We start from the raw sequence: 25857 nt of genomic DNA, 5'->3' as shown, positions 1-25857 counted from the left end.
TCTTCGTTCCCGAAGCAGACAGACCGGAGCACCGTATGCCGATCGTCACCCTGACGAATGTCTCGAAGACCTACCCCTCCCGCACGCGCGACGAGTCCGAGGTCGTGGCCGTGGACGACGTGACCCTGTCGATCGAGAAGGGCGACGTCTTCGGGATCATCGGATACTCGGGCGCAGGCAAGTCCACGCTCGTACGACTGATCAACGCGCTCGAGCCGGCGACGAGCGGGACCATCACCGTCGACGACGTCGACATCACAGCTCTCAAGGAGAGCGAGCTGCGCAAGGTCCGCGGCGGCATCGGGATGATCTTCCAGCAGTTCAACCTGTTCTCCTCGCGCAGCGTCAAGGCGAACATCGCCTACCCGCTCAAGCTGGCCGGATGGTCGAAGCCGGACATCGAGAAGCGGGTCGCCGAGCTGCTGAGCTTCGTAGGCCTGGCCGACAAGGCGAAGGCGTACCCCGAACAGCTCTCCGGTGGCCAGAAGCAGCGCGTCGGCATCGCCCGCGCCCTCGCCACCGGCCCGGCCATCCTCCTCGCCGACGAGGCCACCAGCGCACTCGACCCGCAGACCACGCACGAGGTGCTCGACCTGCTCAAGCGGGTCAACCAGGAGCAGGGCGTCACGATCGTCGTCATCACCCACGAGATGGACGTCATCCAGACCATCGCCACCAAGGTCGCGGTCATGGAGAACGGGCGGGTGATCGAGCAGGGCGATGTCTTCGACGTGTTCTCCGCCCCACAGAATCCGGCCTCGCAGCGCTTCGTCGGAACGGTCGTGAAAGGTATCCCGTCGCCGTCCGAGCTCGGCGTGCTGCGGGAGCGCCACCGGGGCCGCCTCGTCACGTTCTCGTTCCGCGACGGCGACTCGTCGCAGGCTCAGGTCTTCCTCGACCTCGCCGGCGCCGGACTCGACTTCGAGCTCGTGTACGGCGGGATCAACGACATCCGGGGGCGCGCCTTCGGCCACCTCACACTCGCGATCCGGGGTGAGAGCGCCGTGATCGACCGCACGCTCGAGCAGATCGGCCAGCGCGTCGAAGTCACCGAGATCGCAGAAGAGGAGGCACGCTGATGGATCGTCTGAACGAACTGTGGCCCGACCTCTGGAAGGCCGCCCTCGAGACCCTGTACATGACGTCGTTCGCACTCGTGCTGGGCGGCATCCTCGGTCTCGCGATCGGCGTCATCCTGTATGTCACCCGTCCGGGCGGGCTCGCCGAGAACCGGGCCGTGTCGGTCATCGCGAACCTCGGGGTGAACTTCTTCCGCCCGATCCCGTTCGTGCTCTTCGTCGCCGTGGCGCAGCCGTTCGCCCGCGCGGTGGTCGGCACCGGCATCGGCACCACGGCCGGCGCGTTCATGATCGGTCTGGCCGCGGCGTTCGCCATCGGCCGCATCGTCGAGCAGCACCTCGTGTCGGTGTCGCCCGGCGTGATCGAAGCCGCGCGCGCCATGGGCGCAGGTCCCGCGCGCATCCTGTTCACGGTCGCGATCCCCGAGTCGCTCGGACCGCTGATCCTCGGCTACACGTTCATCGTGGTGGCACTGATCGACATGACCGCGATGGCAGGCCTCATCGGCGGCGGCGGCCTCGGCGCGTTCGCCCAGATCTACGGCTTCCGGCAGTTCGAGCCGGTCGTCATGTGGACGGCGATCGTCCTCATCGTCGTCTTCGTCCACCTCGTGCAGATGCTCGGCACGTGGCTCGCGCGCAGGATCATGCGGCGCTGACGGGAGCCTCCTGCAGCGTGCGCGTCGTGGTGAAGACCCGCGGCGCGCCGCTCAGCGGATCGACGAAGTGCAGCTCGCGCGCGAGCAACTGCATCGGCTTCTCGAAGTCGTCGGGCTTCTCGCCACGCAACTCGGGGTAGAACGGATCGTTCAGGATGCCGAGCCCCAGCGCGGCGAGATGCACGCGGAGCTGATGCATCTTGCCGCTGTGCGGGTGCAGGAGCGTGTGCACGACGCGATCGTCGGCATCGATCACATCGATCTGCGTCTCGGCGTTCGGCTCCCGCTCGTCGTCGACCTGGACCTTCAGCTCATTGCGGAGCTTCACGATGTGGTTGCGGTAGACGAGCGGGAATCGTGAGGCATCCCAATCGGCCGGACGAGCCGACACGGCCTCGTACACCTTCTGCACCTGCCGCGTCTCGAAGAGCAGCTGATACGGCCCTCTCGTGGCCGGTCGCGCCGAGAACATCAGCACTCCTGCCGTGGCCCTGTCCAAGCGGTGGATGGGGGCGAGCTCGTCGTTGTCGAGCAGGTTGCGCAGTCGGATCAGCGCCGAGTTCTGCAGGAACTTCCCGCCGGGGATGGTGGGCAGGAAATGCGGCTTGTCGATGACCACCAGATCGTCGTCCTGATGGAGGACCTCGATCTCCACGGGGAGACGGGTCTCGACGGGCGGGTCGCGGTAGTACCAGATGAACTCCTCGACCCCCAAGGGCGTGTCCCGTGCGAGAGGGGTGCCGTCGCGGGCGACGATCTCACCGCGATCGAAGCGGCTGAGCAGCCCCTCGGGATCGAGGTGGAAGAAGCGCTCGATCATGTACGCGCCGACGGTCGGCCATTCGCCGCTCATCGGCACGTGCAGACGTGTCGCGCCGACGCCGTCGCGCACCGGAAGAGGGGAGAGCATGCCCATCCGTCAGCCCCTCACGCGTCGAAGCTCAGGCTCAGCTTGCGCAGCAACGCAGCGAGCCGATCGCGGTCACCGCGGGACAGCGCCTGCAGCAGGTCGTCCTCGACGTCGACGAGGCGCGTGATCGCGGCATCCACCCGGATGCGTCCGTCGTCCGTGAGCGTCACGAGCACGCTGCGGCCGTCGGCCGGGTCGCCCTCCCGTCGCACGAAACATCGGCCGACCAGACGGTCGATGCGATTGGTCATGGTGCCGCTCGACACCAGCGTCTGCTGCAGCAGCTGCTTGGGGGAGAGCTGGAAGGGCGCGCCCGCGCGGCGGAGAGCCGACAGCACGTCCCATTCCCAAGCCTCCAGGTCGCTGCGTCGGAACACATCTCTGCGAGCCCGGTCGAGCAGCCTGGTCAGGCGATCCATCCGCGACAGCACCTCGAGAGGCGAGAAGTCGAGGTCGGGGCGCTGGGTGTTCCAGGCGCCGACGATCCGATCAACCTCATCCGCCTCAGTCATCCGTCCATTATCGCCGGTAGCACGCAGGTGGACGTGGCAGACTTGATCCGCGGCGCCCTCGGGGGCCGCGGTCCGCCGTGGTGTAATGGCAGCACGACAGCCTTTGGAGCTGTTAGGTCTAGGTTCGAGTCCTGGCGGCGGAGCATGACTGGGAACAATCTCGCGATCATCGTCCTCGCCGCAGGCCAGGGCACCCGCATGCGCTCGCGTCTTCCGAAGGTGCTGCACCCGATCGGCGGGCGTCCGCTCGTCGGCCACGTGCTGACCACCGCGACGCGACTCGGCGCCGATCACATCGAGGTCGTCGTGCGGCATGAACGCGACCAGGTCGTCGCCGCACTCGAGAAGGACTACCCGACCGCGGTCTTCATCGATCAGGACGACGTCCCCGGCACCGGACGCGCAGTGCAGGTGGCTGTCGACGCGCTCCCTGCCGACTTCGACGGCGACGTGCTCGTGCTCTCGGGCGACTGCCCTCTCGCGGATGCGGACACGCTGGGCTCGTTCCTCGACGCGCACCGCGCCGCGCAGGCGGAGGCGACCCTCATGACAGCCGTGGTCGAGGACCCGACCGGCTACGGCCGCGTCATCCGCGACGCCGACGGCGGCGTCGATCGCGTCGTCGAGCAGAAGGATGCGACGACCGAAGAGGCTGCCGTCAGCGAGATCAACGCAGGCATGTACGTGTTCCGCGTCTCGACGCTCCGCAAATACCTGCCGTCGGTGGGCGTCGACAACGCGCAGGGCGAGATGTATCTGACCGACGTGCCGGGGCTCCTCCGCCGCGATGGCAGCCGTGTGGCGGCATCCGTCGTCTCCGACGTCACCGTCACCTACGGCGTCAACGACCGCGCTCAGCTCGCGGAGGTCGGTCGTCTGCTCAACCGCCGCATCGTGCGGCGCTGGCAGCTCGAGGGCGTCACCGTGATCGATCCTGCGACGACGTGGATCGACGACGACGCGACCCTCGCGCCCGACGTCACGATCCTCCCGAACACGCACATCCTGCGGGCGACGACGATCGCCGAGGGTGCCATCATCGGACCGGACACCACCCTCGTCGACTGCGAGGTGGGAGAGGACGCGATCGTCCGCCGCACCGATGCGACGCTCGCGGTGATCGGTGCCGAGGCCACTGTCGGACCGTTCTCGTTCCTGCGGCCGGGCACCGTCCTGGGGGCCAGAGGCAAGATCGGCGCCTACGTCGAGACCAAGAACGCCGAGATCGGCGAAGGCAGCAAGGTGCCGCACCTGTCATACGTCGGAGACGCGACCATCGGGCGAGGCGTCAACCTCGGTGCGAGCACGATCACCGCGAACTACGACGACGTGAACAAGCACCGCACGGTGGTCGAGGACGAGGTGCACACCGGCTCGCACACGACCCTCGTCGCGCCCGTTAGGCTGGGAGCCGGCGCCAAGACAGGTGCTGGCGCTGTCGTCCGCAAGGACGTCCCCGCCGGCTCCCTTGCCATGAGCGTCGCCCCTCAGCGCAACATCGAGGGTTGGGTCGAGAAGAACAGGGCAGGCACGGGCGCGGCAGACGCCGCAGCCCGAACCCGAGTGGCGGAGTAGGCAGAACGATGGCGCGCAAGAAGAAGACGGTCGATCTGGACAGGGACAACGGCATCGCTCCGGGTCTCGTTGCCAAGACCAAGAAGCGACTCGTGGTCGCAGGTGGTCGATCGCACCCCGAGCTCACCGCGGCGGTGGCCGCGTCGCTCGGAACAGAGGTCGTGCCGACCGAGCACCGCACCTTCGCATCCGGTGAGATCTACGCCCGGTTCGAGGTGTCGATCCGAGGCTGCGACCTCTTCCTGATCCAGACCTTCGGTGAGCCGGTCAACGAGTGGCTCATGGAGACCCTCATCATGATCGACGCGGCGAAGCGCGCGTCCGCCAAGCGCATCACCGTCGTCGCCCCGTACTATCCGTATTCACGTCAGGACAAGAAGGGCCGCGGCCGTGAGCCGATCAGCGCCCGCCTCGTCGCCGACCTGCTGAAGACCGCCGGCGCAGACCGCGTGATGAGCGTCGACCTGCACGCCGCACAGATCCAGGGCTTCTTCGACGGTCCCGTCGACCACCTGTTCGCCAAGCCCGTGCTGCTCGAGTACTTCCAGCGCACGCTGAGCCCCGCCGACCGAGAGATCCTCACGGTCGTCTCGCCCGACATGGGTCGTGTCCGCGTGGCCGACACATGGTCCGACAGCCTCGGCGCCCCGCTGGCGATCATCCACAAGCGACGCGACCCGAAGGTCGCGAACCAGGTCTCGGTGCACGAGATCGTCGGAGCGGTCGAGGGTCGCACCTGCCTGCTCGTCGACGACATGATCGACACCGGTGGAACCATCGTGAAGGCCGCGCAGGCGCTCAAGGCCAACGGCGCGCATCGCGTGATCGTCGCCGCGACGCACGCGATCTTCAGCGATCCGGCCTCCGAGCGTCTGCAGGACGCCTCGATCGACGAGGTCGTGATCACCGACACGATCCCGCTCACCGAGTCGCGTCGCTGGGACAAGCTGACGGTCCTCCCGATCGCCCCGATGCTCGCGCGTGCGATCCACGAGGTCTTCGAAGACGGATCCGTCACGAGCATGTTCGGCGGAGACGCGTAAGCGACTCATATATCGGGCACAGCCTGCACATAGACGGGCTCCCTACGGTCGAATCAACACATCGATCAAGGCCGGGAGGACCATCATGATCCGCACGACTGTACCGACTTCTGTTCGCAAGAGCGCCGCCCTGGTCGGCGTCGCCGGGCTCCTCGTGCTCGCCGGTTGCTCCGGCACCGCGGATGCCGAAGACCAGTCCACCGACGCCGGAACCGACACGAGCACCGAGTCGACGGATTCGGGCGCATCGACGAGCGGCGACTACACCGACGGCACGTACACGGCCGACGGTTCGTACCAGACCCCCGAGACGGTCGAGAAGATCAGCGTGACCCTCACCGTCGCCGACGGCCTGGTCACCGAGGTCGAGGTGACCGGTGACCCGCAGGCACGCGAGAGCGAGCAGTACCAGGGGCAGTTCATAGACGGGATCTCGGATGAGGTCGTGGGCAAGTCGCTCGACGAGATCGAGGTCAGTCGAGTGGCCGGATCGTCGCTCACCAGCGGCGGGTTCAACGAGGCCGTCGAGTCGATCAAGGAGCAGGCGGCCGCCTGAGGCGCCTGACCACGTATGGCGATCTGGCGTTTCGACGCGATCGGCACGGCCTGGGAGATCGAGACGTCGCACGAGCTCGACGAGCATGACCGTGAGCGAGTCGGGGCCGAAATCGACCGGTTCGACCGAGAGTGGTCGCGGTTCCGTGACGACTCCTCGGTCACCCGGGTCGGCCGTGACGGCGGCTCGATCTCCTCGCCTGATGCGGGAACGATGCTCGATGCCTTCCGCGAGCTGTCCCGCGCGACCCACGGGGCGGTCAACCCGCTCGTCGCCGACAGCCTGTCGGCCCTGGGCTACGACTCGTCGTACTCGCTCGTCGCGCACGATCCCGTTCCTGCGCCCGGCGACTGGACGTCCCTGCTGGACTGGACGCCGGGGGAGGCCACGGCATCCGTTCCCGCCCTCCTCGATGTCGGCGCCCTCGGCAAGGGACGCCTCGTCGACGTCGTCGCCGCGGTGCTGTCCGACGTTCCCGGGAGTCTCGTGGTCGATGCCGGCGGTGACATGAGAGTTCGCGGCGAAGTCGTTCGGGTGGGCCTCGAGCATCCATACGATCCGACGAAGGCGATCGGAGTGATCGAACTGCAGGATGCCGCGCTGTGCGCCTCGGCGGTCAATCGCCGTGCGTGGGGCGACGGACTGCATCACGTCCTCGACGCTCGCACCGGCGTGCCCGTGCGGACATGGGCGGCCACGTGGGCGATCGCCCCCGACGCGATGCGAGCGGACGCGGTCGCGACAGCGCTGTTCTTCGAGGGCGGGCCAGAGATCGCCGCATCGTGGGGCGTGGAGTGGGTGCGGATGACGACCGACGGGCGGGCGGAACGCTCGACCGGCTGCCCCGCTCAGCTGTTCACCACCCGCCGTTGAATCAACGAAGTAGGGAAGAGTAGACCTGTGATCACCTCCATCACCGCACTGCGGCAGCGGGTCCTTGCGTTGCTCGGCGGCATCTCGATGTATCGCCTGGTGCTGTTCGCGCTGCTGACGCTGGCGCTCATCGCTGTGGTGCTCTCAGCTCTCGGCGTGATCGTCTCACCCACGCCGGTCGAGATCCTCGCATCCTTCGTCGTCCTGGCCATGGTCATCTCGCTGGTGGACGCAGCGGCCCAGCGAATCCTGCGCCTTCCGTGGCGTATCGAGTCGTCGCTGGTCACCGCGCTGATCCTGCTCTTCGTGCTCCGCCCCGGCATCGAGCCGAATGCCCTGCTCGGCCTCGCCATCGCCGGAGCCGTCGCGAGCCTCTCCAAGTACCTGATCGCGTGGCGAGGTCGGCACATCCTCAACCCGGCGGCGTTCGGCGCTGCCGTCGTGTCGATCCTCGGGTCGTTCGGAGCGTTCGAATGGCTCGGGACCTCGTCGTCCTGGTGGGTGGGCACCCCGTCACTCTTCATCCCCGTCCTGATCCTCGGGCTCGCCGTGCTGTGGCGCACCGAGAAGGTGCGGATCGTCTTCGTGTTCCTCGTCGTCGCCATCGCCGTCTCGGTCCTTCGTCAGGCCGTGCAGGCGCAGGAGTTCGCGATCGACTTCGACGCCGGCTCCGCCCTCTCGTTCGCGATCCTGCAGTCTCCGTTCCTGTTCCTCGGTGCTTTCATGCTGTCGGAGCCGTTGACTCTGCCGCCGCGCCGGTGGCAGCAGTTCTCGGTGGCAGTTCTCGTCGGCGTGCTCGCCGGCTGGCCGATCGCGATCGGCGGCCTCTTCACGCTCGGGCAGGAGCGTGCTCTGCTCATCGGAAACCTCCTGGCCTTCGCCTTCGCGCTGCGCGGATCCGTGCGTCTCGTGCTCGAGAAGCGGCAGTTCATCACGCCGACGGCTCAGGAGCTGACGTTCCATGCGAAGGGCACGCTGAAGTTCCTGCCGGGGCAGTACCTCGAGCTGGACGTGCCGCACTCCCGCCCGGATTCGCGCGGAACCCGTCGCGAGTTCAGCATCGTCTCGGCGCCCGCCGACCTCCCGACGCTGCGCATCGCCTACAAGGACGGCGATCAGAAGCATCCCTCGAGCTACAAGCGTGCGCTGGCGGCCGCCGAGCCGGGTGCTGCGCTCGCGGTGACCGGCACATGGGGCGACTTCCTGCTTCCACGCGCCGAGACCCCGGTGCTGATGGTGGCCGCGGGCATCGGCGTCACTCCGTTCGTGTCGCAGCTGCGACAGCTGATGCTGACCGAGCAGCAGCGTGACGTGGTCCTCGTCTACGTGGCATCCGACAGCTCGGAGCTCGCGTTCCGCGACGAGCTGGCCGCGACCGGTGCGCGCGTGATCGTGTTCACCCGGGACGAGCCTGTCGACCTGCCCTCGCGCTGGACCTGGGCCCAGGGTGTGCGCCTCGATGCGGCGGCTCTCGAGCACTACGTCCCGGACATCGGCGAGAGGCATTCCTACATCTCCGGCCCGCCGCGGCTGATCGCCGACCTCGCTCCCGCCCTGCAGAAGGCGCGGTCGCTCACGACAGACGCCTTCGCCGGGTACTGAGTCCGGTCTGTTCGGTGTCGCCCGGCGCCACGTGCAGGACGCCAGCACGTTCTGCGGGCCGGTTGTCCTGATTCCATCCTGCATTCGTGCCTCGGTCCTGCAAGTGGTACAGGCTGTGCATCGCCGAAGCGCGCCGTAGATCGCGGGGGTGGGTCGTCCTGTGCCGCCTGCAGGGCCCAGGCACGTTCTGCGGGGTGGTTTTCCTGATTCCATCCTGCATTCGTGCCTTGGCCCTGCAACCGGTACGTCAGATGCGTGCGCGAAGGCGATCGACGGCCGCAAGGATGGCGGCTTCCACGACCGGCCAGTCGTGGACGATCATCGCGTAGTCGAAGCGCAACGTCTCATATCCCTGCCTGGATGCCTCCGCATCGCGCAGCAGATCTCGATGGCGGTGCGATGCGCTGTCGTGATTCTCCGCCCCGTCGGCTTCGAGGATGAGCAGCTCATGGAGCACGAAGTCCACGCGCCCGACCGAAGGAATGTCGACCTGACATTCGAGATGGATCCCGAGCAGGTGAAGCCGAAGACGTAGCAGCGACTCGAGGCCGCTGTCGGCATCCGTCCGAGCCAGATCGACCAGCCACCGAGCCTTCGCCGGCAGGCGGGATCGGACGCGGGCGCGGCCTGCCGCTCCGATCTTGCGCAGTTGCAGGGCCGACTCGATCGAGACGAAGAACGACTCATCGCCCTTGCAGAGATAGACGTGCACAAGGGCGTCCTCGAGGGGAGCGAGGCCGAGAACCGTCCGTCCGCCGAAGTAGTGGCCGGTGCACGTGCATGTGATGTGGTGGTTTCGGCCGTGCGTGCCGAGCCAGACATGCGGATTCGTATCGTCCTCGAGCGTCCAGATGCCGTGCATCCGCAGTGCACGAGAGCAGGTCAGTGCGCCTCCGTGCGCGGCAGAGGTGAGAACGTCGGCGGGAGCGGATGGCGTCGCGAACACGCCGTTGCGGACGCGAGTGATCGTGCCGTCGCGAACGGCTGATGAGAGCATCCGTCTGCTCAGCCCGAACTGGCGAAGAGTCGTACCCCTGGCCAGATCACCCAGGTGAGAGAGGACGTGTGCGGCGGTCGGCATCTGATCGATCCTGCCCGTTCTGAGGCGGGGGACGGATCCGAATCGAGGGTCGTGGAAGGTATCGGCTGATAGCCCGACCTGTGCAGAAGAGAAGTCGTGGGTCCGTGCGGTCGTCTGCTTCACCGTCTGGAGGATGAGAGCACGGTTGCGTGTTCCGTCTGCAGGATGAGAGCACGGTTGCAGGACCGAAGTCGTCGGTTCGTCCTGCGAACGTGCCGCGGCCCCGCAACCGGCCCTGGGGGAGGGCCGGCGCAGAGGGGAGCGTGTTCCGTCTGCAGGATGAGAGCACGTTGCAGGACCGAGGTCGTCGGTTCGTCCTGCGAACGTGCCGCGGCCCCGCAACCAGCCCTGGGGGAGGGCCGGCACAGAGAGGAGCGTGTTCCGTCTGCAGGATGAGAGCACGGTTGCAGGATCAAAGTCGTCGGTTCGCCTTGCAGAAGTGCCTCGGTCCCGCAGACGGCTCTGCGGGACCGAGGGGAGACGAAGGCGCGGTCAGTCCGAGGCGGACGCCGGATTGATCGGGAGCCGCACGCTGAAGGTCGTGTCTCCGGGCTCGCTGTCGACCGTGAGGTGACCGCCGTGTCCTTCGACGATCGCCTTCGCGATGGCCAGTCCGAGCCCCGTGCCGCCGGTCTGGCGGGCGCGGGAGCTGTCACCGCGGGCGAAGCGTGCGAAGAGCTCCTCTCGCACCCCGGGGTCGATGCCCGGGCCGTTGTCGTGCACGCGCAGCACGGCCTCGTCGCCTTCGCGGGCCACGCTGAGGGTGATCGACGTACCGGCAGGCGTGTGCGTCCGCGCATTCGCGAGCAGGTTCGCGACGACCTGGTGCATGCGGCCCGCATCGCCGACGATGACGATGGGCTCGTCCGGCGCCTCGATGTTCCAGTGGTGGTCGGCTGCGGTCGGGCGCGCGTCGGAGAGCCCCTCCAGCGCGAGCTGCGTCAGATCGACGGTGCCGTAGACGAGTTCCCGTCCCTCGTCGAGACGGGCGAGCAGCAGCAGATCCTCCACCAGGCGCGTCATGCGCAGGGACTGGGCCTGGATGCGCTCGAGCGACGTCGTGGTGCTCTCGACGGCCGCCTCTCCGCCCTGCTGCTTCAGCGCACGCAGAGAGAGCTCGGAGTAGCCGCGGATCGACGACAGAGGTGTGCGCAGTTCATGGCTCGCGTCGGCGACGAACCGACGCATCCGCTCTTCATTCTTCTGACGGGAGGCGAGAGAGGCGTTGACATGGTCGAGCAGCTTGTTGAGGGAGGAGCCGACGAGACCCGTCTCGGTCCGCGGATCGGCCTCCGCGGCAGGCACCCGCTCGGTGATCTGCACCTCTCCGCGGTCGAGGGGCTGGTTCGCCACCCGCGTCGCCGTCGCGGCGACCGCACGCAGCGGTCTCAGTCCGACGCGGATCGTGATCGCCGTCGTGAGAGCGAGGAGGATCAGACCGCCGATCGTCGCGAGGGCGATCACGGTGAGCAGTGTGGCCAGTTGATTCTGGATCTCGGTGCGGGGGAGACCGGTGACGACATTCACACCGTTGGGCGCCTGCTTCGCGAAGACCATGTACGAACCGAAGTCGTCCAGGGCGACGGTGGCGCTGGGCTGGCCGGCAAGTGCCGCGTCGATCCGTTCGAGGTCCGCGCTGGTCAACTTCTGCGGGACGCCGCCCCACTCGTCCTTGGTGTCGGGGAAGAGCACGCCGCTGGTGCCGCCCTCGGTGCTGGACACCGCCAACAGGAGTCCCGGAACCCGCGCATCGTTGATCTCGAGGATGTTGTCCATGTTCGCGAACTGGGCCGGTACCCGGCTGACCCACTGCGTCACCTGATTCGAGTAGCTGTGCAGGCGATCCTCGAGCTGCCGTTCGAGCGTGCTGCCGAGCAGCGCACTGGTGATCACGGCGACGATCACGAGGATGAGCGAGACGAAGCCGATCACGGCTGTCATCAGCCGTGTCTGCAGACTCATCGGCCGTCTGGCCATCCCCGTGCTGCTCACTGAGGCGCCTTGATCATGTAGCCGACACCGCGCACGGTGTGCAGCAGCGGGGTGCGTCCGGCGTCGATCTTCTTGCGGAGGTACGAGATGTACAGCTCGACGACCGAGGACTTGCCGCCGAAGTCGTAGCTCCATACGCGATCGAGGATCTGCGCCTTCGACAGCACTCTGCGCTCGTTGCGCATTAGGTAGCGGAGCAGCTCGAACTCGGTCGCGGTCAGCTCGATCTCGGTGCCATCGCGCATGACCTCGTGGCTGTCCTCATTGAGGGTCAGGTCGGCCACGCGGAGGATCGACTGACCGTCGTCGGCGGTCGCATGTCCCGTGCGACGGATGATCGCGCGCAGACGTGCGATGACCTCTTCGAGGCTGAACGGCTTGGTGACATAGTCGTCGCCGCCGGCGGTGAGGCCGGCGACGCGGTCGCCCACGGCATCCTTCGCGGTCAGGAACAGCACGGGCACGAGGCTGCCCGACTCGCGGAGGCGCCGCAGCACGGCCATGCCGTCGAGGTCGGGCATCATGATGTCGAGCACGAGAGCGTCGGGTTCGAACTCGCGCGCGACCTGCAGAGCTTCGAGGCCGGACGACGCCGTGCGCACCTCCCAGCCCTCCATCCGCAGAGCCATCGCGAGCAGGTCGGTGAGCATCTGCTCGTCGTCGACGGCGAGGATGCGCAGGGGGGAGCCGTCGGGGCGGCGCAGTTCGGGAAGATCAGTGCTCATGAGTACATTCTGCGGAATCACCTATGGGGTTTCTATGGAGTGCGCTATGCGTCGCCTGTGAGAAAGCACCCATAGCCTTCTCATCATCGGTCCCTCGATCTCGCAAAAGTCCGGTCTTTAGCGTCGACATCGGCCCCGCGAACGGCGCGGCAGAAGGAGACACATGTACGGGACATATCTACGGCGCGAGTTGGCGGGCCGCAAGAAGCAGACCATGATCGTCGCGATCGGACTCGCGATCGCGATCGCCCTGGTGATCATCGTGAACGCCCTCACGGCAGGAGTTCGGGATGCGCAGGCGCAGGCGCTGGAATCGGTGTACGGCGTGGGCACCGACCTCACGGTCACTGGTGCCGCGGCGGAACCGGGGGAGGGCGGCGGGCAGCGCTTCGACTTCGGCTCGGAGGACGGCGCGACCGAGGGCGACACGACCACACTGAGCCAGTCGACTCTCATGACGGACTTCATGCGCGGCACGCTCGACGCGTCCGTGCTCGACACGGTGACCTCGACGGATGGGGTGACGGCGGCATCCGCTGCTCTCAGCCTCACGAACTCGACCTTCTCGGGCGAGCTGCCCAGCGGCGGGTTCGGTGAGCAGGACGCCACGACAGAGAGCACTGCGCCGACCGAGGGTCAGGCGCCGCCGCAAGGCGGAGCGGGTGGCGCGGGTGGCGGCTCGTTCGGCGTCGATTCATTCACCGTGCTCGGCATCGACCCGGCCGTGACGTCAGTGGGTCCGCTCGCCTCGGTCGGGGTCAGCGATGGCCGGGCTCTCGACACGGATGACGCCGGGGCACTCGTCGCGCTCGTCGACGCGACCTACGCGACCACGAACGAGATCGCCGTCGGCGACACGATCGACGTCGCAGGCTCCGATGTGGAGATCGTGGGGATCGTGGCTTCCACCGCGGACTCCGCCGACACCGCTGCCGACGTCTATCTGCCCCTCGACACGGCGCAGGATCTCTCCGGCGCCGGAGACGTCGTCTCCACGGTGTACGTGCAGGCCGAGTCGGCATCGTCGATCGACGCGGTGCAGGCGGCCCTCGCAGACGAGCTGCCCGACGCGACGATCACGTCGCAGTCCGAGCTCGCCGCGACCGTCTCCGGTTCGCTGTCCGGTGCCACGTCGCTGATCACGAACCTCGGCACCTGGCTGTCGATCATCGTGCTCGCCGTGGCCGTGCTGCTCTCGGTGCTGCTGACGCTGTCCGGCGTCTCGCGCCGCACCCGCGAGTTCGGCACGCTCAAGGCGATCGGCTGGTCGAACGGTCGCGTCGTGCGCCAGGTCGCGGGCGAGTCGATGGTCCAGGGGCTGATCGGTGGCGTCGTGGGGCTCGCACTCGGCATCGCCGGCATCGTTGTGATCGATCTCGTGAAGCCGACCGTCGCGGCTGCTGCCGCGAGCACCGCGGAAGGTGGCCCCGGCGGGATGGGCGGCGGGCCCACCGGAGGTGGCGACATGTTCCAGACGCAACAGGCGGCCGACATCGTGCTGCACGCACCGTTCACACCGTGGGTGCTGGTCGCCGCGGTCTGCCTCGCCGTGCTCGGCGGTCTCGTGGCAGGAGCATTCGGAGGCTGGCGCGCGGCCCGCCTCAGCCCGGCAGAGGCACTGCGCTCCGTCGCCTGACGGACCCTCGATCACCCATCGCACGACAAGGAGATACGACATGACCATCGCAGACATCGCCCCTTCCGCGAGCGGCACGGATGCCGCGGCGCCGCTGTACCGCGCGCAGGGTGTCACTCGCACGTACACGCAGAAGGGACGCACGGTGAAGGCGCTCACGGGGGTCGACCTCACGATCCTTCCCGGTGAGTTCGTCACCATCCAGGGGCCGACCGGAGGGGGCAAGTCGACTCTCCTGCAGATGCTGGGCGCGCTCGACAAGCCCTCCTCCGGCTCGTTGAAGCTCGGTGACATCGAGCTGGCGTCGGCATCCGCGAGGGAGCTCAGCCGCATCCGTGCCCAAGAGATCGGCTTCGTGTTCCAAGGGTTCAACCTCATCCCCACGCTGACAGCGGCCGAGAACGTGGACATGGCCCTCGAGCCCACCGACCTGAGCCGGACCGAACGGACGGCTCGCGTCGCCGAGGCTCTCGCTCACGTCGGGCTCGCCGACCGCGGCGACCACCTGCCCACCGAGCTGTCGGGCGGTCAGCAGCAGCGTGTGGCGATCGCGCGGGCGATCGTGAAGCGACCCCGCGTGCTGCTCGCGGACGAGCCCACAGGCAACCTCGACGAGAGCATGCGTGATGAGATCCTCACGCTGCTCCAGGGGCTGTGCGCGGAAGGGATCACCATGATCGTCGTCACTCACGACTCGGCGGTGGCGCGCCGGGCCACCAGACGCCTTCGGCTGGCGAAGGGCACGGTGCAGGACATCACCCGGTGAGACATGACGAAGGCCCCGGCGGAATCGCCGGGGCCTTCGTCATGTCTGCGACGCGCTCAGTGCGTGTCTTCGGCTTCGATCTCGGTGCGGTCGCCCGACCACTGCGTGTGGAAGGTGCCCGGCTTGTCGATGCGCTTGTAGGTGTGCGCCCCGAAGAAGTCGCGCTGGCCCTGCACGAGGGCTGCGGGGAGGCGGTCGGCGCGGATGCCGTCGTAGTACGACAGCGACGACGAGAACGCCGGAGCCGGGATGCCGGCCTGTGCCGCCGCGACCACGACGCGACGCCACGGCGCCTGAGCGCGCGTGATCGCCTCGGTGAAGTACGGAGCCGTCAGCAGCACGGGAAGACCGGGCTCTGCCGCGTATGCGTCGGCGATGCGGTTGAGGAACTGCGCACGGATGATGCAGCCGCCGCGCCAGATCTTGCTGATGGCGCCCAGGTCGATGTTCCAGCCGTATTCGGCAGCGCCCGCGCGGATCTCGTCGAAGCCCTGCGAGTACGCGACGATCTTCGATGCGTAGAGCGCGAGACGGACGTCCTCGATGAAAGCGGCCTCGTCGGCGACGACGAACTCCTCGTCCGGGCCCGGGAGGGCTCCGGCGACCTCGCGCTGCTCGGGGTGCGACGACAGCGAGCGGGCGAACGTGGCCTCGGCGATGCCGGAGACGGGAACGCCGAGCGACAGCGCGGTCTGGACGGTCCACGCTCCGGTGCCCTTGGCTCCGGCCTGGTCGAGGATGACGTCGACGAGCGGCTTGCCGGTCTCGGCATCGACCTGGCGCAGCACCTCTGCGGTGATCTCGATCAGGTACGACTCGAGCTCGCCCTTGTTCCATTCGGCGAAGATCTCGGCGATCTCGGCGGGCGACTTGCCCGTGCCGCGGCGGATGAGGTCATAGGCCTCGGCGATGAGCTGCATGTCGGCGTACTCGATGCCGTTGTGCACCATCTTGACGAAGTGTCCGGCACCGTCGTGTCCGACGTGCGTGACGCACGGCTCGCCCTCGGCGATCGCGGCGATCGACTTGAGGATCGGGCCGAGGGTGATCCACGACTCGTCCGAGCCGCCGGGCATGATCGACGGGCCCGTGAGTGCGCCCTCCTCGCCGCCCGAGATCCCGGCGCCGACGAAGTTGATTCCGGTCTCACGGACCGCCTTCTCGCGGCGGATCGTGTCGGGGAAGTACGCGTTGCCGCCGTCGACGATGATGTCGCCCGGCTCGAAGACCTCGACCAGCGAGTCGATCACGGCGTCCGTCGGGCCGCCGGCCTTGACCATGATGATCGCGGTGCGCGGCTTCTGCAGCGAGTCGGCGAACTCCCGGTAGGTCTGGGCGGGGATGAAGCCGGCCTCAGGGTGATCGGAGACGAGCGTCGCGGTCTTCTCGTAGCTGCGGTTGAAGATCGCCACCGTGTTGCCCTCGCGGCTGGCGAGGTTGCGGGCGAGGTTCGAACCCATGACGGCGAGTCCGACGACTCCGATGTTCGCTGATGCTTCGGGCACAGATGGCTCCTAGATCGAGAAGAAGGGGATGCTCCCAGATTATCGCGGCGTCCGGGGTGGTGCTCCCGTGTGACGGGTGGTGACTGACGCGAGGAGGTCAGTCCTTGCGGTATCCCGAGCGCCCCAGGGAGAACAGGGCCGCGAAGGTGAAGCCTGCGGCGCACACGGTCATCGCGCCGATGAGCCAGGCGATCGCGTGGGAGAAGAAGACGCCGTCGAGCATGAGAGAACTCCGTGTTCTGCAGAGAGGGGATCGGTGTTCTCAGCCTACCGGCTCATCCGGTACGATGAGAGGAGTACCTCGGCGAGGGATGCTTCTGCGCGTGCGCTGGCATCCGTTATCGACGCGGCGAAGCAAGCCGGTGGCTTTCCTCACGTGTCTGCGTTCGAGAACAATTCCAAGACCACCGCGTAGCTGTCGCTGCGTGCCCCGAAGGAGAACCCCATGTCTGAAGACACCAAGGTCAAGGCCGAGCTCCGCGAGAGCTTCGGCAAGGGCTTCGCCCGTCGTCTGCGCGCCGCAGGCAAGATCCCCGCCGTGATCTACGGCCACGGCACCGACCCGGTGCACGTCGCACTGCCCGGCCACCAGGTCTCGCTGATCATCCGCCGTGCGAACGCTCTGCTCGAGCTCGACATCGACGGCAAGGACCAGCTCGCCCTCGTCAAGGACGTCCAGCGCGACCCGGTGCACCAGATCATCGAGCACATCGACCTGCTCGTCGTCCGCAAGGGCGAGAAGGTCACGATCGACGTTCCCGTCGTCGTCACCGGAGAGTCGGCTCCCGGAACGATCGTCAACCAGGACGCGAACACGCTGTCGATCGAGGCCGAGGCCACGCATCTTCCGCAGAACGTCGAGGTCTCGGTCGAGGGTCTCGAGGACGGCACGCACATCACCGCCGCCGAGGTCAAGCTCCCCAAGGGCTCGACGCTGCTGACCGACCCCGAGGTTCTCGTCGTCGCGATCTCGATCCCGGCCGAGGAGTCGCTCGAAGAGGACGAGGCCGGCGCCGACGAGGCTGCCGCCGAGGAGGCTCCCGCCGCGGAGTGATCTCCGCAGGCGCAGCGCACAGCTGACTGCAACACAGAGGGGGCGCGAGCATATCGCGCCCCCTCTGTCGTATTCTGACCCGGGCACCGCGAAGGGCCCGCATTCCGAGAGGACGACCACATGGCATCCACCTGGCTCGTGGTGGGACTCGGCAACCCCGGCCCCCGATACGCGGATACGCGTCACAACATCGGCCAGATGGTCGTCGATGAGCTCGCATCACGCCGCGGCGAGAACTTTCGGGAGCACAAGGGCGGCGCGCGCGTCGTCGAGACCTGGCTGCGCCCGGGCGGCGACAAGCTCGTGCTCGCCAAGCCGAACACGTTCATGAACGTGTCCGGGACGCCGGTCGCCGCCCTGGCGCGGTTCTACTCGGTGCCGCCGGAGCAGATCATCGTCGTCCACGATGAGCTCGACATCCCGTTCGACACCGTCAAGCTCAAGATCGGCGGAGGCCACGGCGGGCACAACGGCGTCCGAGACATCGCCCGTGCCATCACCACTCCGGATTTCCCGCGGGTGCGGGTCGGCATCGGTCGACCGGTGGGGCGCCAGGACCCCGCGGACTGGGTGCTCTCGCCGTTCGGCAAAGACGAGCGCGCGAACTTGCCCATACTCGTGTCCGACGCGGCGGACGCGGTCGAGCTGCTCGTGGAGGACGGGCTGCTCGCCGCTCAGCAGAAGCACCACGCTCCACGGTGAGACACGGGGCGGTGCACCCGTCGCGTGCCCCGCGGCTACGGCAGGAAGCCGGTCGCCGTTCCCGTCGACAGTGTCACCAGCAGCACGACCCAGAAGATGATCGGGCCGAGCACGGCGACCACGAGGGCGGCGATGCCCGCACCGCGCGCCTGCTTCTTGCGAATGGCGATGATGCCGATGACGATGGCGGCGATGCCGAGGATGGTCCCCGTCCAGAACGAGATCTCCGCCCACAGGACTTGGTCCCTCGCGGGAGAGAGGATCGACAGGAAGTCCGGTGCCGTCGTGTCGAGACCGCCCGGAAGACGACGTCCGATCTCGAAGCCCATGATGCCGGCGACGATCGGTGTGACCACGGCTGCCACGATCGCCAGGACCAGAGCCAGGATGCCGAGCAGCCCTGACTTCTTCTCCGCGATCACCGGTGCCTGGTATGCGCCCGCGGGCGCTGCGTAGCCTCCGACCGGAACCTGGTAGGCGCCGGGAGGAGCCGCCTGCGGTGCGGGAGCGCCCTGGTACGAGGGCGGAGCACCCTGATAGGCCGGGGGAGCGCTCTGGTATGCGGGCGGCGCACCCTGATACGCCGGGGGAGCGCTCTGGTATGCGGGCGGCACCGGGGGAGTCGACGAGTACGCAGCGGGCGCTGGCGGCACGGGCGGAGCGAAGTGCTGCTGCTCGTCGGCCGATCGGGGCGCGGGAGGCACAGGGGGGACGGCACCGGACGGGGGCTGCTGCGGATCAGTCACGCCCCCATCCTATGGCTGGCCAGGTCAGACGCGACGAAGCAGTCCGACCCGGTCGTAGACCGCTCCGAGAGTGGCGTCGGCGACGGCATCCGCACGTGCGGCGTTCTGCGCGAGGATCCGATCGAGTTCAGCAGGGTCGTCGAGCAGCTCGAGCGCGCGGGCACGCACCGGCTCGAACTCGTTCACGACGACCTCGGCGAGTCCCTTCTTGAAGTCCCCGTAACCACGGCCCGCGTACTCATCCTCGATCGCCGGAACCTGACGTCCCGACAGCGCGGCGTAGATGGTCAGCAGATTGGACACGCCGGGCTTGGTGTCGCGGTCGAAGCGCACCGATCCTTCGTTGTCTGTGACGGCCCGCATGATCTTCTTCGCCGACTTCGCCGGGTCGTCGAGCATCCAGAGGACTCCCGCATCGCTCTCGGCGGACTTCGACATCTTCGACGTCGGGTTCTGCAGGTCGTAGATGCGCGCCGTGTCCTTCTGGATCACGGGGCGGGGCACGACGAACGTGTCCCCGAAACGGGAATTGAAGCGCTCGGCGAGGTCGCGGGTCAGCTCGACGTGCTGCTTCTGGTCGTCGCCGACCGGCACGACATCGGTCTGATACAGCAGGATGTCAGCTGCCATCAGCACCGGGTAGGTGAAGAGACCGACGCTGGTGGCATCCGCTCCGTAGCGCGCTGACTTGTCCTTGAACTGCGTCATGCGACCGGCTTCTCCGAAACCGGTGATCGTCGACAGGATCCAGGCCAGCTCGGCGTGCGCGCGGACGTGAGACTGCACGTAGAGCGTCGAGAGGGAGGGCTCGATGCCGGCGGCGATGTACTGAGCAGCGGTGCGGCGGGTCTTCTCGCGCAGCTCGGCGGGATCCTGTGCGACGGTGAGCGCATGCAGATCGACGACGGAGAAGTATGCGTCGTACGAGCTCTGCAGATCCCGCCACTGCAGGAGCGCTCCGATGTAATTGCCGATCTGAAGCGAGTCGGCGGAGGGCTGCATTCCTGAGTAAAGGCGAGGTTTCGTCACGACATCAATCCTAGGCGGCGCCGGTCGTGCCGGACCGCGCGAACCGGGTCCGTCCGAACCCGGGCGCCGCCTGCTGTTCAGTAGGTGTAATCGACGACCACCGGAGCATGGTCGCTCCAGCGCTCGTCATAGGCGGCCGCGCGGGCGACGTGATAGGCAGTGACCCGTTCGGCGAGAGCCGGAGTGGCGAGGTGGTAGTCGATGCGCCACCCGGAATCGTTGTCGAACGCCTGCCCGCGCATCGACCACCAGGTGTACGGCCCCTCGACCTCGCCGTGGAACACCCGGCCCACGTCGACCCAGCCGAGACCGGTGCCGGTCGAGCCGTCGACGCCCTCGACGGTCTCACCCGCCGCTCCGAGGAATCTGTCGAAGTACGCCCGCTCACGGGGCAGGAATCCCGCCTTCTTGCGGTTGCCGCGCCAGTTCTTGATGTCGAGTTCGCGGTGGCCCACGTTCAGGTCCCCGGTGACGAGCGCGAGTGCCCCGTCGTCCGCGCCGAGCTCCGCCAGCCGGTCACCGAACGCGTCGAGGAACTTCCACTTCTCCTCCTGCTTCGGAGTGTCGGCCTCGCCGCTGTGCACGTAAGCGCTCACGACCGTGAGAGGGCGGTCGCCGATCAGGAAGTCCGCTTCGATCCAGCGACCCTTCGAGTCGAAGTCGGCATCGCCGAAGTCGGTGCGCGAGGCGAGAGCCGGCAGCCGGCTGGCGATGGCCACGCCGGCGCGACCCTTGGCGGTCGCCTCGTCGTGCACGAACGTCCATCCGGGCAAGGCCGCTTCGAGATGCTCGTCCTGGCCGCGGACCTCCTGCAGAGTGAGGACGTCGACGTCTGCCGCGTCGAGCCACGCGCTCATGCCATTGCGAGCCGCTGCTCGGATCCCGTTGACATTGACCGTGGCGATTCGCAGATGAGGCATGGTTCCAGCCTAACGAGCGCCACCGACATCGCGTGTCCGCTGCAGCTCGGCCAGCAGCCGCTGCGCGAGTGGCGACGCGGTGTCGACGGGCGGGGGCGCGGACGCCTCCAGCTCCGCCAGTTCCCGCTCCGCCGCATGCACGGCTCGACGCGCGCCCCATACGCCGTACCAGGGTGCGGTGTCGCGTGCCGCGTGCGCGTCGCGGACGCGGATGCGGGCGGCCATGAGCAGGGTCTCATGCTCGACGATCCGACGCTCGGCCTCCGACTGAGCCAGCAGCGGCAGATCCCGGTCCTGGGCGGCGACGGCGATCCATGACGATGCCACGAGCATCACCACCCCGTTCACCCGGAACCACAGCAGCAGGCCGATGAAGATCGCGAACGTCGCCAGAAGCGGGTTGGAGGGCGTGTAGCTGAGGAGGAATCCTGCACCGTACTGCAGCACCGTCATCGCGGCGCCGCCGAGGATCGCGCCGGGCCAGATCGTGCGCCAGTGGAGCGTCGTCCCCGTGAGGAAGCGCACCATCGCGGCCAGAGCGGCGGACATCAGGACGAACGACACGATGACCGTGCCGATGCGGATGCTGAGGTTCAGCCCGTCGGATCCCGAGTCCCAGCCGAGGAGGCTCAGGAGCCAGCTCAGCATCGCCGCGCTGGCGGAGCTGAGGATCGACCCCACGATGAGCGAGACGCCGAAGATCAGCGCGGCGAGAAGATCCCGAGCCTTGAGGATCACGTAGCTGCGAGTGTCCGGGGGGAGGCCGAAGATGTCCCTCGTGGCGCGACGTGAGAAGGTCACCCACCCGATCGCGGTCCAGATCACCGTGCCGAGGGCGATGAGACCTGTCACTCCCAGGAGGCTGGCCGTGCTCGCGGCGATCTCCTTCACCTGATCCGGGGTGAACACCCCGCCCTGATCGAGGATCAGATTGGGAACGTAGCTGTTGATGATGACGATCAGACCGTCGACCGCCTCCGTGCTGCCACCGAGCCAGATGCCGATGATGGCGAAGGCGAGGTACACAGCCGCGAAGATCGCGAAGAGGGCCTGATAGCTCACCCCGGCAGCGAGAAGGAATCCGTTGTGCTGCAGGAAATGACGCCAGACACGCACGGGGAACAGGCCCAGAGTGCGCTGGGTCAGAGCGGTCGCCCTCTCCACGGCCGCGTCCAGGCGACCGGGCTCGGGGGCGGCGTGGTGTTCGGACACGTCCTCACCCTATCCAAGCGACGAGAACGGGCGGGCACCCATCAAGGTGCCCGCCCGTTCTCAGGTCGGCGACGGTGTCAGGGACGACCGCGCAGGACCGCCTGCTTGACCTCGGCGATGGCCTTCGTGACCTCGATACCGCGGGGGCACGCCTCGGAGCAGTTGAAGGTCGTGCGGCAGCGCCAGACGCCCTCCTTGTCGTTGAGGATGTCGAGACGGACCGCCGCATTGTCATCGCGGGAGTCGAAGATGAACCGATGCGCATTCACGATCGCCGCCGGTCCGAAGTACTGTCCGTCGGTCCAGAAGACCGGGCACGACGAGGTGCATGCGGCGCACAGGATGCACTTGGTGGTGTCATCGAAGATCTCGCGATCGGCGATGCTCTGGACGCGTTCCTTGCCCTTCTCGGGCACCGAGTTCGCAACGAGGAACGGCTGCACCTCGCGGTACGACGCGAAGAAAGGCTCCATGTCGACGACGAGGTCCTTCTCGAGAGGCAGACCCTTGATCGCCTCGACGTAGATCGGCTTCGAGATGTCGAGATCCTTGATCAGCGTCTTGCAGGCGAGGCGGTTACGGCCGTTGATGCGCATGGCGTCGGAGCCGCAGATGCCGTGGGCGCACGAGCGCCGGAACGTCAGCGACCCGTCGACCTCCCACTTGATCTTGTGCAGTGCGTCGAGGACGCGGTCCGTGGAGTAGAGCTCCACGTCGTAGTCGACCCAGTGCGGCTCGGAGTCGATCTCGGGATCGAACCGGCGGATGTTGAACGTGACGATGAAGGACTGGATGCCCGTCTCCTCCGTCGTGTCCGCGGGAGCTTCGGCGATGGCGTTCGACATGCTCAGTACTTCCTCTCCATCGGCGGGTAGTTCAACTCGCCCTGCTCGTTCTTCGTGAAGACGACCGGCTTCCAGTCGAGCTTGATGTGATCGCTCGGAGTGGAGGAGTGCGGGTCACCCGTCAGGTAGGCCATCGTGTGCTGCATGTACTTCTCGTCGTCACGCGTGGGGAAGTCGTCGCGCATGTGGCCGCCACGGCTCTCCTCACGGTTCTGGGCCGCGTAGACGACGACCTCCGCGATGTCGAGGAGGAAGCCGAGCTCGACAGCCTCGAGCAGGTCGGTGTTGAACCGCTTGCCCTTGTCGTCGACGTGCACGTTCTTGTAGCGATCGCGCAGCTCGGCGATCACGCCGAGGACGTGCTCGAGCGAGTCGTGCGTGCGGAACACCTGCGCGCCCTTGTCCATCTCGTCCTGGAGCGCCTTGCGCAGGACGGCGATGCGCTCGGTTCCCTGGTTGTTGCGCAGGCCCTCGAGCATGTCGGAGACGAATGCCGCGGGGTTCTCGGGCAGCGGCACGAACTCGGCGGTCTTGACGTACTCCACCGCGTTGCGTCCTGCGCGCTTGCCGAACACGTTGATGTCGAGCAGCGAGTTGGTTCCGAGCCGGTTGGCGCCGTGCACCGAGACGCACGCGCATTCGCCGGCCGCGTAAAGGCCGGGCACGACGGTGGTGTTGTCGGCGAGCACCTCGGCGGCGTTGTTGGTGGGGATGCCGCCCATCGCGTAGTGCGCGGTCGGCATGACCGGAACCGGCTCCACGACCGGGTCGACGCCGAGGTACGTGCGTGCGAACTCGGTGATGTCGGGCAGCTTGGTCTCGAGGACCTCTGCGCCGAGGTGGGTGCAGTCGAGCAGCACGTAGTCCTTGTGCGGGCCGGCACCGCGGCCCTCCGCGACCTCCTGGACCATGCAGCGCGCGACGATGTCACGAGGCGCGAGGTCCTTGATGGTCGGAGCGTAGCGCTCCATGAAGCGCTCGCCCGATGCGTTGCGCAGGATCGCGCCCTCGCCTCGCGCTCCCTCGGTGAGGAGGATGCCGAGGCCGGCGAGACCTGTCGGGTGGAACTGGAAGAACTCGAGGTCCTCGAGGGGGAGGCCCTTGCGCCAGACGATGCCGACTCCGTCACCCGTCAGGGTGTGGGCGTTGGAGGTCGTCTTGAAGATCTTGCCGAAGCCGCCGGTCGCGAAGATCACGGCCTTGGCCTGGAACACGTGCAGCTCGCCCGTCGAGAGGTCGTAGGCGACGACGCCTGAGACCTGGGTCTTGCCGTCGGCATCCTTCACCGTGAGCAGATCGAGCACGTAGAACTCGTTGAAGAAGTTGATGCCGAGCTTGACGCAGTTCTGGAAGAGCGTCTGCAGGATCATGTGGCCGGTGCGGTCAGCGGCGTAGCAGGCCCGGCGCACCGGGGTCTTGCCGTGCTCGGCGGTGTGGCCGCCGAATCGACGCTGATCGATCTTGCCCTCGGGCGTGCGGTTGAAGGGGAGACCCATGTTCTCGAGGTCGATGACCGCGTCGATCGCCTCCTTGGCGAGGATCTCCGCCGCATCCTGGTCGACCAGGTAGTCGCCGCCCTTGACCGTGTCGAAGGTGTGCCACTCCCAGCTGTCCTCCTCGACGTTGGCCAGCGCCGCCGCCATGCCGCCCTGCGCCGCACCCGTGTGCGAGCGAGTGGGGTAGAGCTTGGAGATGACCGCGGTCTTCGCGCCGGAGCCGGCCTCGATGGCCGCTCGCATGCCGGCGCCGCCGGCGCCCACGATGACGATGTCGAACTGGTGGTAATGCACGCCGTCGCGCACGACGGAATCCTGGGTCTCGGTAGTCACTTCTCGTATGCCTTCTCTTCTACTTGCCCAGCGTCTGGCACTGTTCCCACAGTGTGCTCGACTCGGTCACGCCGAGGCACGGGTCGAAGGTGAAGACGACCAGGGTGCCGAGGATGATGAGCAGCGCCGCGGCCAGGCCGAGGGCCCAGGTCAGCGCCTTGCGAGCGGTGTTGTTCGTCACGTAGTCGTTGACGATCGTGCGCATGCCGTTGGCGCCGTGGATCAGTGCCAGCCACAGCATCAGGACGTCCCACCACTGCCAGAACGGCGTGGCGAACTTGCCCGCGATGAACGCGAAGTCGAGGGCATGGATGCCCTCGCCGACCATCAGGTTGATGAAGAGGTGGCCGAAGATCAGCACGACGAGCACGACGCCCGAGGCGCGCATGAACACCCAGCCCCACTTCTCGAGGTTGAAGCCGCGCTGACGGCGGATGGGCGCGGCGACGGTCTGAGCGGCCATCAGTGTCCTCCTCCGAAGCCGGCGAACGCGAGCATCAGGTGACGCGGCACGAAGCCGGCCATGATGATGCCCCATACGAGGAGCACGCCCCAGAAAAGCTGACGCTGGTACTTCGCGCCCTTCGACCAGAAGTCGACGGCGATGATGCGGAGGCCGTTCATCGCGTGGAACACGATGCCTGCGACCAGCACGACCTCGCCGAGGGCCATGATCGGGTTCTTGTAGGTTCCGATGACCGCGTTGTAGGCCTCGGGCGACACCCTGATGAGTGCAGTGTCGAGCACATGCACCAACAGGAAGAAGAAGATGGCGACTCCGGTGATGCGGTGAAGCACCCACGACCACATGCCCTCGCGACCCCGGTAGAGGGTGCCGCGCGGCGTCTTGGAAGTGGTTTCCGAAATCGACGGTGTCAAGCGAGCGCTTGTGGACACGGTCGTCCTCCCTGGATCGATGTGACTCGGTCGCGTGCGATGCGTCTTCCAAGCGTGAGCCTGCTGTCGTCAGGCACGGCCGATCGGACACCATCCTATTCCCGTGTGA

General features: G+C 67.3%; 26 protein-coding genes and 1 tRNA gene. 12 read left to right on the top strand and 15 right to left on the bottom strand.

From position 1 onward, the window contains the following. Nucleotides 1–35 precede the first annotated feature (35 nt). Together BMW26_RS11665 and BMW26_RS11660 are read left to right on the top strand one after the other, a co-directional pair. The gene (locus BMW26_RS11665; RefSeq protein ID WP_053097066.1) at nt 36–1079 is read left to right on the top strand and encodes a methionine ABC transporter ATP-binding protein; all 1044 of its coding nucleotides are present in this window, start codon (nt 36–38) and stop codon (nt 1077–1079) included. Further along, on the top strand, nt 1079–1738 hold the full coding sequence (locus tag BMW26_RS11660; RefSeq protein WP_053097064.1) for a methionine ABC transporter permease: 660 nt from the start codon (nt 1079–1081) through the stop codon (nt 1736–1738). Before BMW26_RS11665 ends, BMW26_RS11660 begins: the two co-directional genes overlap by 1 nt. On the opposite strand, the gene BMW26_RS11655 is transcribed toward BMW26_RS11660, so the two are convergent. Both BMW26_RS11655 and BMW26_RS11650 read right to left on the bottom strand, forming a co-directional pair. Continuing rightward, the gene (locus tag BMW26_RS11655) at nt 1725–2648 is read right to left on the bottom strand and encodes a pseudouridine synthase (protein ID WP_198032322.1); all 924 of its coding nucleotides are present in this window, start codon (nt 2646–2648) and stop codon (nt 1725–1727) included. The genes BMW26_RS11660 and BMW26_RS11655 overlap by 14 nt on opposite strands. Nucleotides 2649–2665: 17 nt before the next feature. Beyond that, the gene (locus tag BMW26_RS11650; RefSeq protein WP_072591548.1) at nt 2666–3160 is read right to left on the bottom strand and encodes a MarR family winged helix-turn-helix transcriptional regulator; all 495 of its coding nucleotides are present in this window, start codon (nt 3158–3160) and stop codon (nt 2666–2668) included. A gap of 71 nt (nt 3161–3231) precedes the next feature. On the opposite strand from BMW26_RS11650, the gene BMW26_RS11645 reads away from it, so the two are divergent. The 6 genes from BMW26_RS11645 to BMW26_RS11620 all read left to right on the top strand — a co-directional run bounded on the left by BMW26_RS11645 (nt 3232) and on the right by BMW26_RS11620 (nt 8809). Continuing rightward, nucleotides 3232–3303, top strand: a tRNA-Gln gene (locus tag BMW26_RS11645). A 1-nt stretch (nt 3304) separates the two neighbouring features. Beyond that, nucleotides 3305–4735, top strand: coding sequence for a bifunctional UDP-N-acetylglucosamine diphosphorylase/glucosamine-1-phosphate N-acetyltransferase GlmU (gene glmU, locus BMW26_RS11640; RefSeq protein WP_072591547.1), 1431 nt, complete (start codon nt 3305–3307; stop codon nt 4733–4735). An 8-nt stretch (nt 4736–4743) separates the two neighbouring features. Continuing rightward, nucleotides 4744–5778, top strand: a complete 1035-nt coding sequence (locus BMW26_RS11635; RefSeq protein WP_053097056.1) for a ribose-phosphate diphosphokinase — start codon at nt 4744–4746, stop codon at nt 5776–5778. A gap of 85 nt (nt 5779–5863) precedes the next feature. Then, the gene (locus BMW26_RS11630) at nt 5864–6334 is read left to right on the top strand and encodes an FMN-binding protein (RefSeq protein WP_053097053.1); all 471 of its coding nucleotides are present in this window, start codon (nt 5864–5866) and stop codon (nt 6332–6334) included. A gap of 15 nt (nt 6335–6349) precedes the next feature. Then, complete coding sequence (locus BMW26_RS11625) at nt 6350–7207, top strand: FAD:protein FMN transferase (protein ID WP_072591546.1); 858 nt, start codon at nt 6350–6352, stop codon at nt 7205–7207. Between the two features lie 27 nt (nt 7208–7234). Then, nucleotides 7235–8809, top strand: a complete 1575-nt coding sequence (locus BMW26_RS11620) for an O-antigen ligase family protein (protein ID WP_072591545.1) — start codon at nt 7235–7237, stop codon at nt 8807–8809. 247 nt (nt 8810–9056) lie between these two features. Here the strand turns inward: BMW26_RS11620 and BMW26_RS11615 are convergent, their stop codons facing one another. From BMW26_RS11615 to BMW26_RS11605, 3 genes are all read right to left on the bottom strand, one after another. Next, nucleotides 9057–9890, bottom strand: coding sequence for a type IV toxin-antitoxin system AbiEi family antitoxin domain-containing protein (locus BMW26_RS11615; RefSeq protein ID WP_083569354.1), 834 nt, complete (start codon nt 9888–9890; stop codon nt 9057–9059). A gap of 492 nt (nt 9891–10382) precedes the next feature. Continuing rightward, nucleotides 10383–11852: a sensor histidine kinase gene (locus BMW26_RS11610; RefSeq protein ID WP_053097046.1), complete on the bottom strand. Its 1470-nt coding sequence runs from the start codon at nt 11850–11852 to the stop codon at nt 10383–10385. A 26-nt stretch (nt 11853–11878) separates the two neighbouring features. Further along, on the bottom strand, nt 11879–12607 hold the full coding sequence (locus BMW26_RS11605) for a response regulator transcription factor (protein WP_056280043.1): 729 nt from the start codon (nt 12605–12607) through the stop codon (nt 11879–11881). A 163-nt stretch (nt 12608–12770) separates the two neighbouring features. Between BMW26_RS11605 and BMW26_RS11600 the strand changes: the two genes are divergently transcribed. Together BMW26_RS11600 and BMW26_RS11595 are read left to right on the top strand one after the other, a co-directional pair. Further along, the gene (locus BMW26_RS11600) at nt 12771–14243 is read left to right on the top strand and encodes an ABC transporter permease (RefSeq protein ID WP_072591544.1); all 1473 of its coding nucleotides are present in this window, start codon (nt 12771–12773) and stop codon (nt 14241–14243) included. A 40-nt stretch (nt 14244–14283) separates the two neighbouring features. Next, the gene (locus BMW26_RS11595) at nt 14284–15009 is read left to right on the top strand and encodes an ABC transporter ATP-binding protein (RefSeq protein ID WP_082586682.1); all 726 of its coding nucleotides are present in this window, start codon (nt 14284–14286) and stop codon (nt 15007–15009) included. 56 nt (nt 15010–15065) lie between these two features. Here BMW26_RS11595 and gndA read toward each other — a convergent pair whose 3' ends face one another. Together gndA and BMW26_RS18045 are read right to left on the bottom strand one after the other, a co-directional pair. Continuing rightward, on the bottom strand, nt 15066–16514 hold the full coding sequence (gene gndA / locus BMW26_RS11590) for an NADP-dependent phosphogluconate dehydrogenase (RefSeq protein WP_072591543.1): 1449 nt from the start codon (nt 16512–16514) through the stop codon (nt 15066–15068). Between the two features lie 97 nt (nt 16515–16611). After that, complete coding sequence (locus BMW26_RS18045; protein WP_256381367.1) at nt 16612–16737, bottom strand: hypothetical protein; 126 nt, start codon at nt 16735–16737, stop codon at nt 16612–16614. Between the two features lie 222 nt (nt 16738–16959). Between BMW26_RS18045 and BMW26_RS11585 the strand changes: the two genes are divergently transcribed. Next, nucleotides 16960–17568: a 50S ribosomal protein L25/general stress protein Ctc gene (locus BMW26_RS11585; RefSeq protein WP_053097039.1), complete on the top strand. Its 609-nt coding sequence runs from the start codon at nt 16960–16962 to the stop codon at nt 17566–17568. A 120-nt stretch (nt 17569–17688) separates the two neighbouring features. Then, nucleotides 17689–18270: an aminoacyl-tRNA hydrolase gene (gene pth, locus BMW26_RS11580; protein WP_072591542.1), complete on the top strand. Its 582-nt coding sequence runs from the start codon at nt 17689–17691 to the stop codon at nt 18268–18270. A gap of 35 nt (nt 18271–18305) precedes the next feature. Here pth and BMW26_RS17480 read toward each other — a convergent pair whose 3' ends face one another. From BMW26_RS17480 to sdhC, 8 genes are all read right to left on the bottom strand, one after another. Further along, complete coding sequence (locus BMW26_RS17480) at nt 18306–19016, bottom strand: hypothetical protein (RefSeq protein WP_232224457.1); 711 nt, start codon at nt 19014–19016, stop codon at nt 18306–18308. A gap of 24 nt (nt 19017–19040) precedes the next feature. Beyond that, nucleotides 19041–20045 (bottom strand): tryptophan--tRNA ligase, encoded by a 1005-nt coding sequence (gene trpS / locus BMW26_RS11570; protein ID WP_072591541.1) that lies wholly within the window; start codon nt 20043–20045, stop codon nt 19041–19043. Between the two features lie 77 nt (nt 20046–20122). Next, nucleotides 20123–20965: an exodeoxyribonuclease III gene (locus BMW26_RS11565; protein ID WP_072591540.1), complete on the bottom strand. Its 843-nt coding sequence runs from the start codon at nt 20963–20965 to the stop codon at nt 20123–20125. A gap of 9 nt (nt 20966–20974) precedes the next feature. Then, nucleotides 20975–22177, bottom strand: coding sequence for a YihY/virulence factor BrkB family protein (locus BMW26_RS11560; RefSeq protein WP_053097031.1), 1203 nt, complete (start codon nt 22175–22177; stop codon nt 20975–20977). A 77-nt stretch (nt 22178–22254) separates the two neighbouring features. Continuing rightward, nucleotides 22255–23022 carry a succinate dehydrogenase iron-sulfur subunit gene (locus BMW26_RS11555; protein ID WP_053097029.1) on the bottom strand — a complete coding sequence of 256 codons (768 nt, stop codon included), beginning with the start codon at nt 23020–23022 and terminating at the stop codon, nt 22255–22257. 2 nt (nt 23023–23024) lie between these two features. Further along, the gene (gene sdhA, locus BMW26_RS11550) at nt 23025–24851 is read right to left on the bottom strand and encodes a succinate dehydrogenase flavoprotein subunit (protein ID WP_053097027.1); all 1827 of its coding nucleotides are present in this window, start codon (nt 24849–24851) and stop codon (nt 23025–23027) included. A gap of 19 nt (nt 24852–24870) precedes the next feature. After that, entirely contained in the window at nt 24871–25314 is a 444-nt protein-coding gene (locus BMW26_RS11545) for a succinate dehydrogenase hydrophobic membrane anchor subunit (RefSeq protein ID WP_053097025.1), read from the bottom strand. Beyond that, nucleotides 25314–25748, bottom strand: a complete 435-nt coding sequence (sdhC, locus tag BMW26_RS11540; RefSeq protein ID WP_072591539.1) for a succinate dehydrogenase, cytochrome b556 subunit — start codon at nt 25746–25748, stop codon at nt 25314–25316. Before sdhC ends, BMW26_RS11545 begins: the two co-directional genes overlap by 1 nt. Nucleotides 25749–25857 lie beyond the last annotated feature (109 nt).

The sequence above is a fragment of the Microbacterium sp. 1.5R genome (assembly GCF_001889265.1).
GTDB lineage: Bacteria > Actinomycetota > Actinomycetes > Actinomycetales > Microbacteriaceae > Microbacterium.
This window is presented reverse-complemented; position numbering and strand designations above follow the sequence as displayed.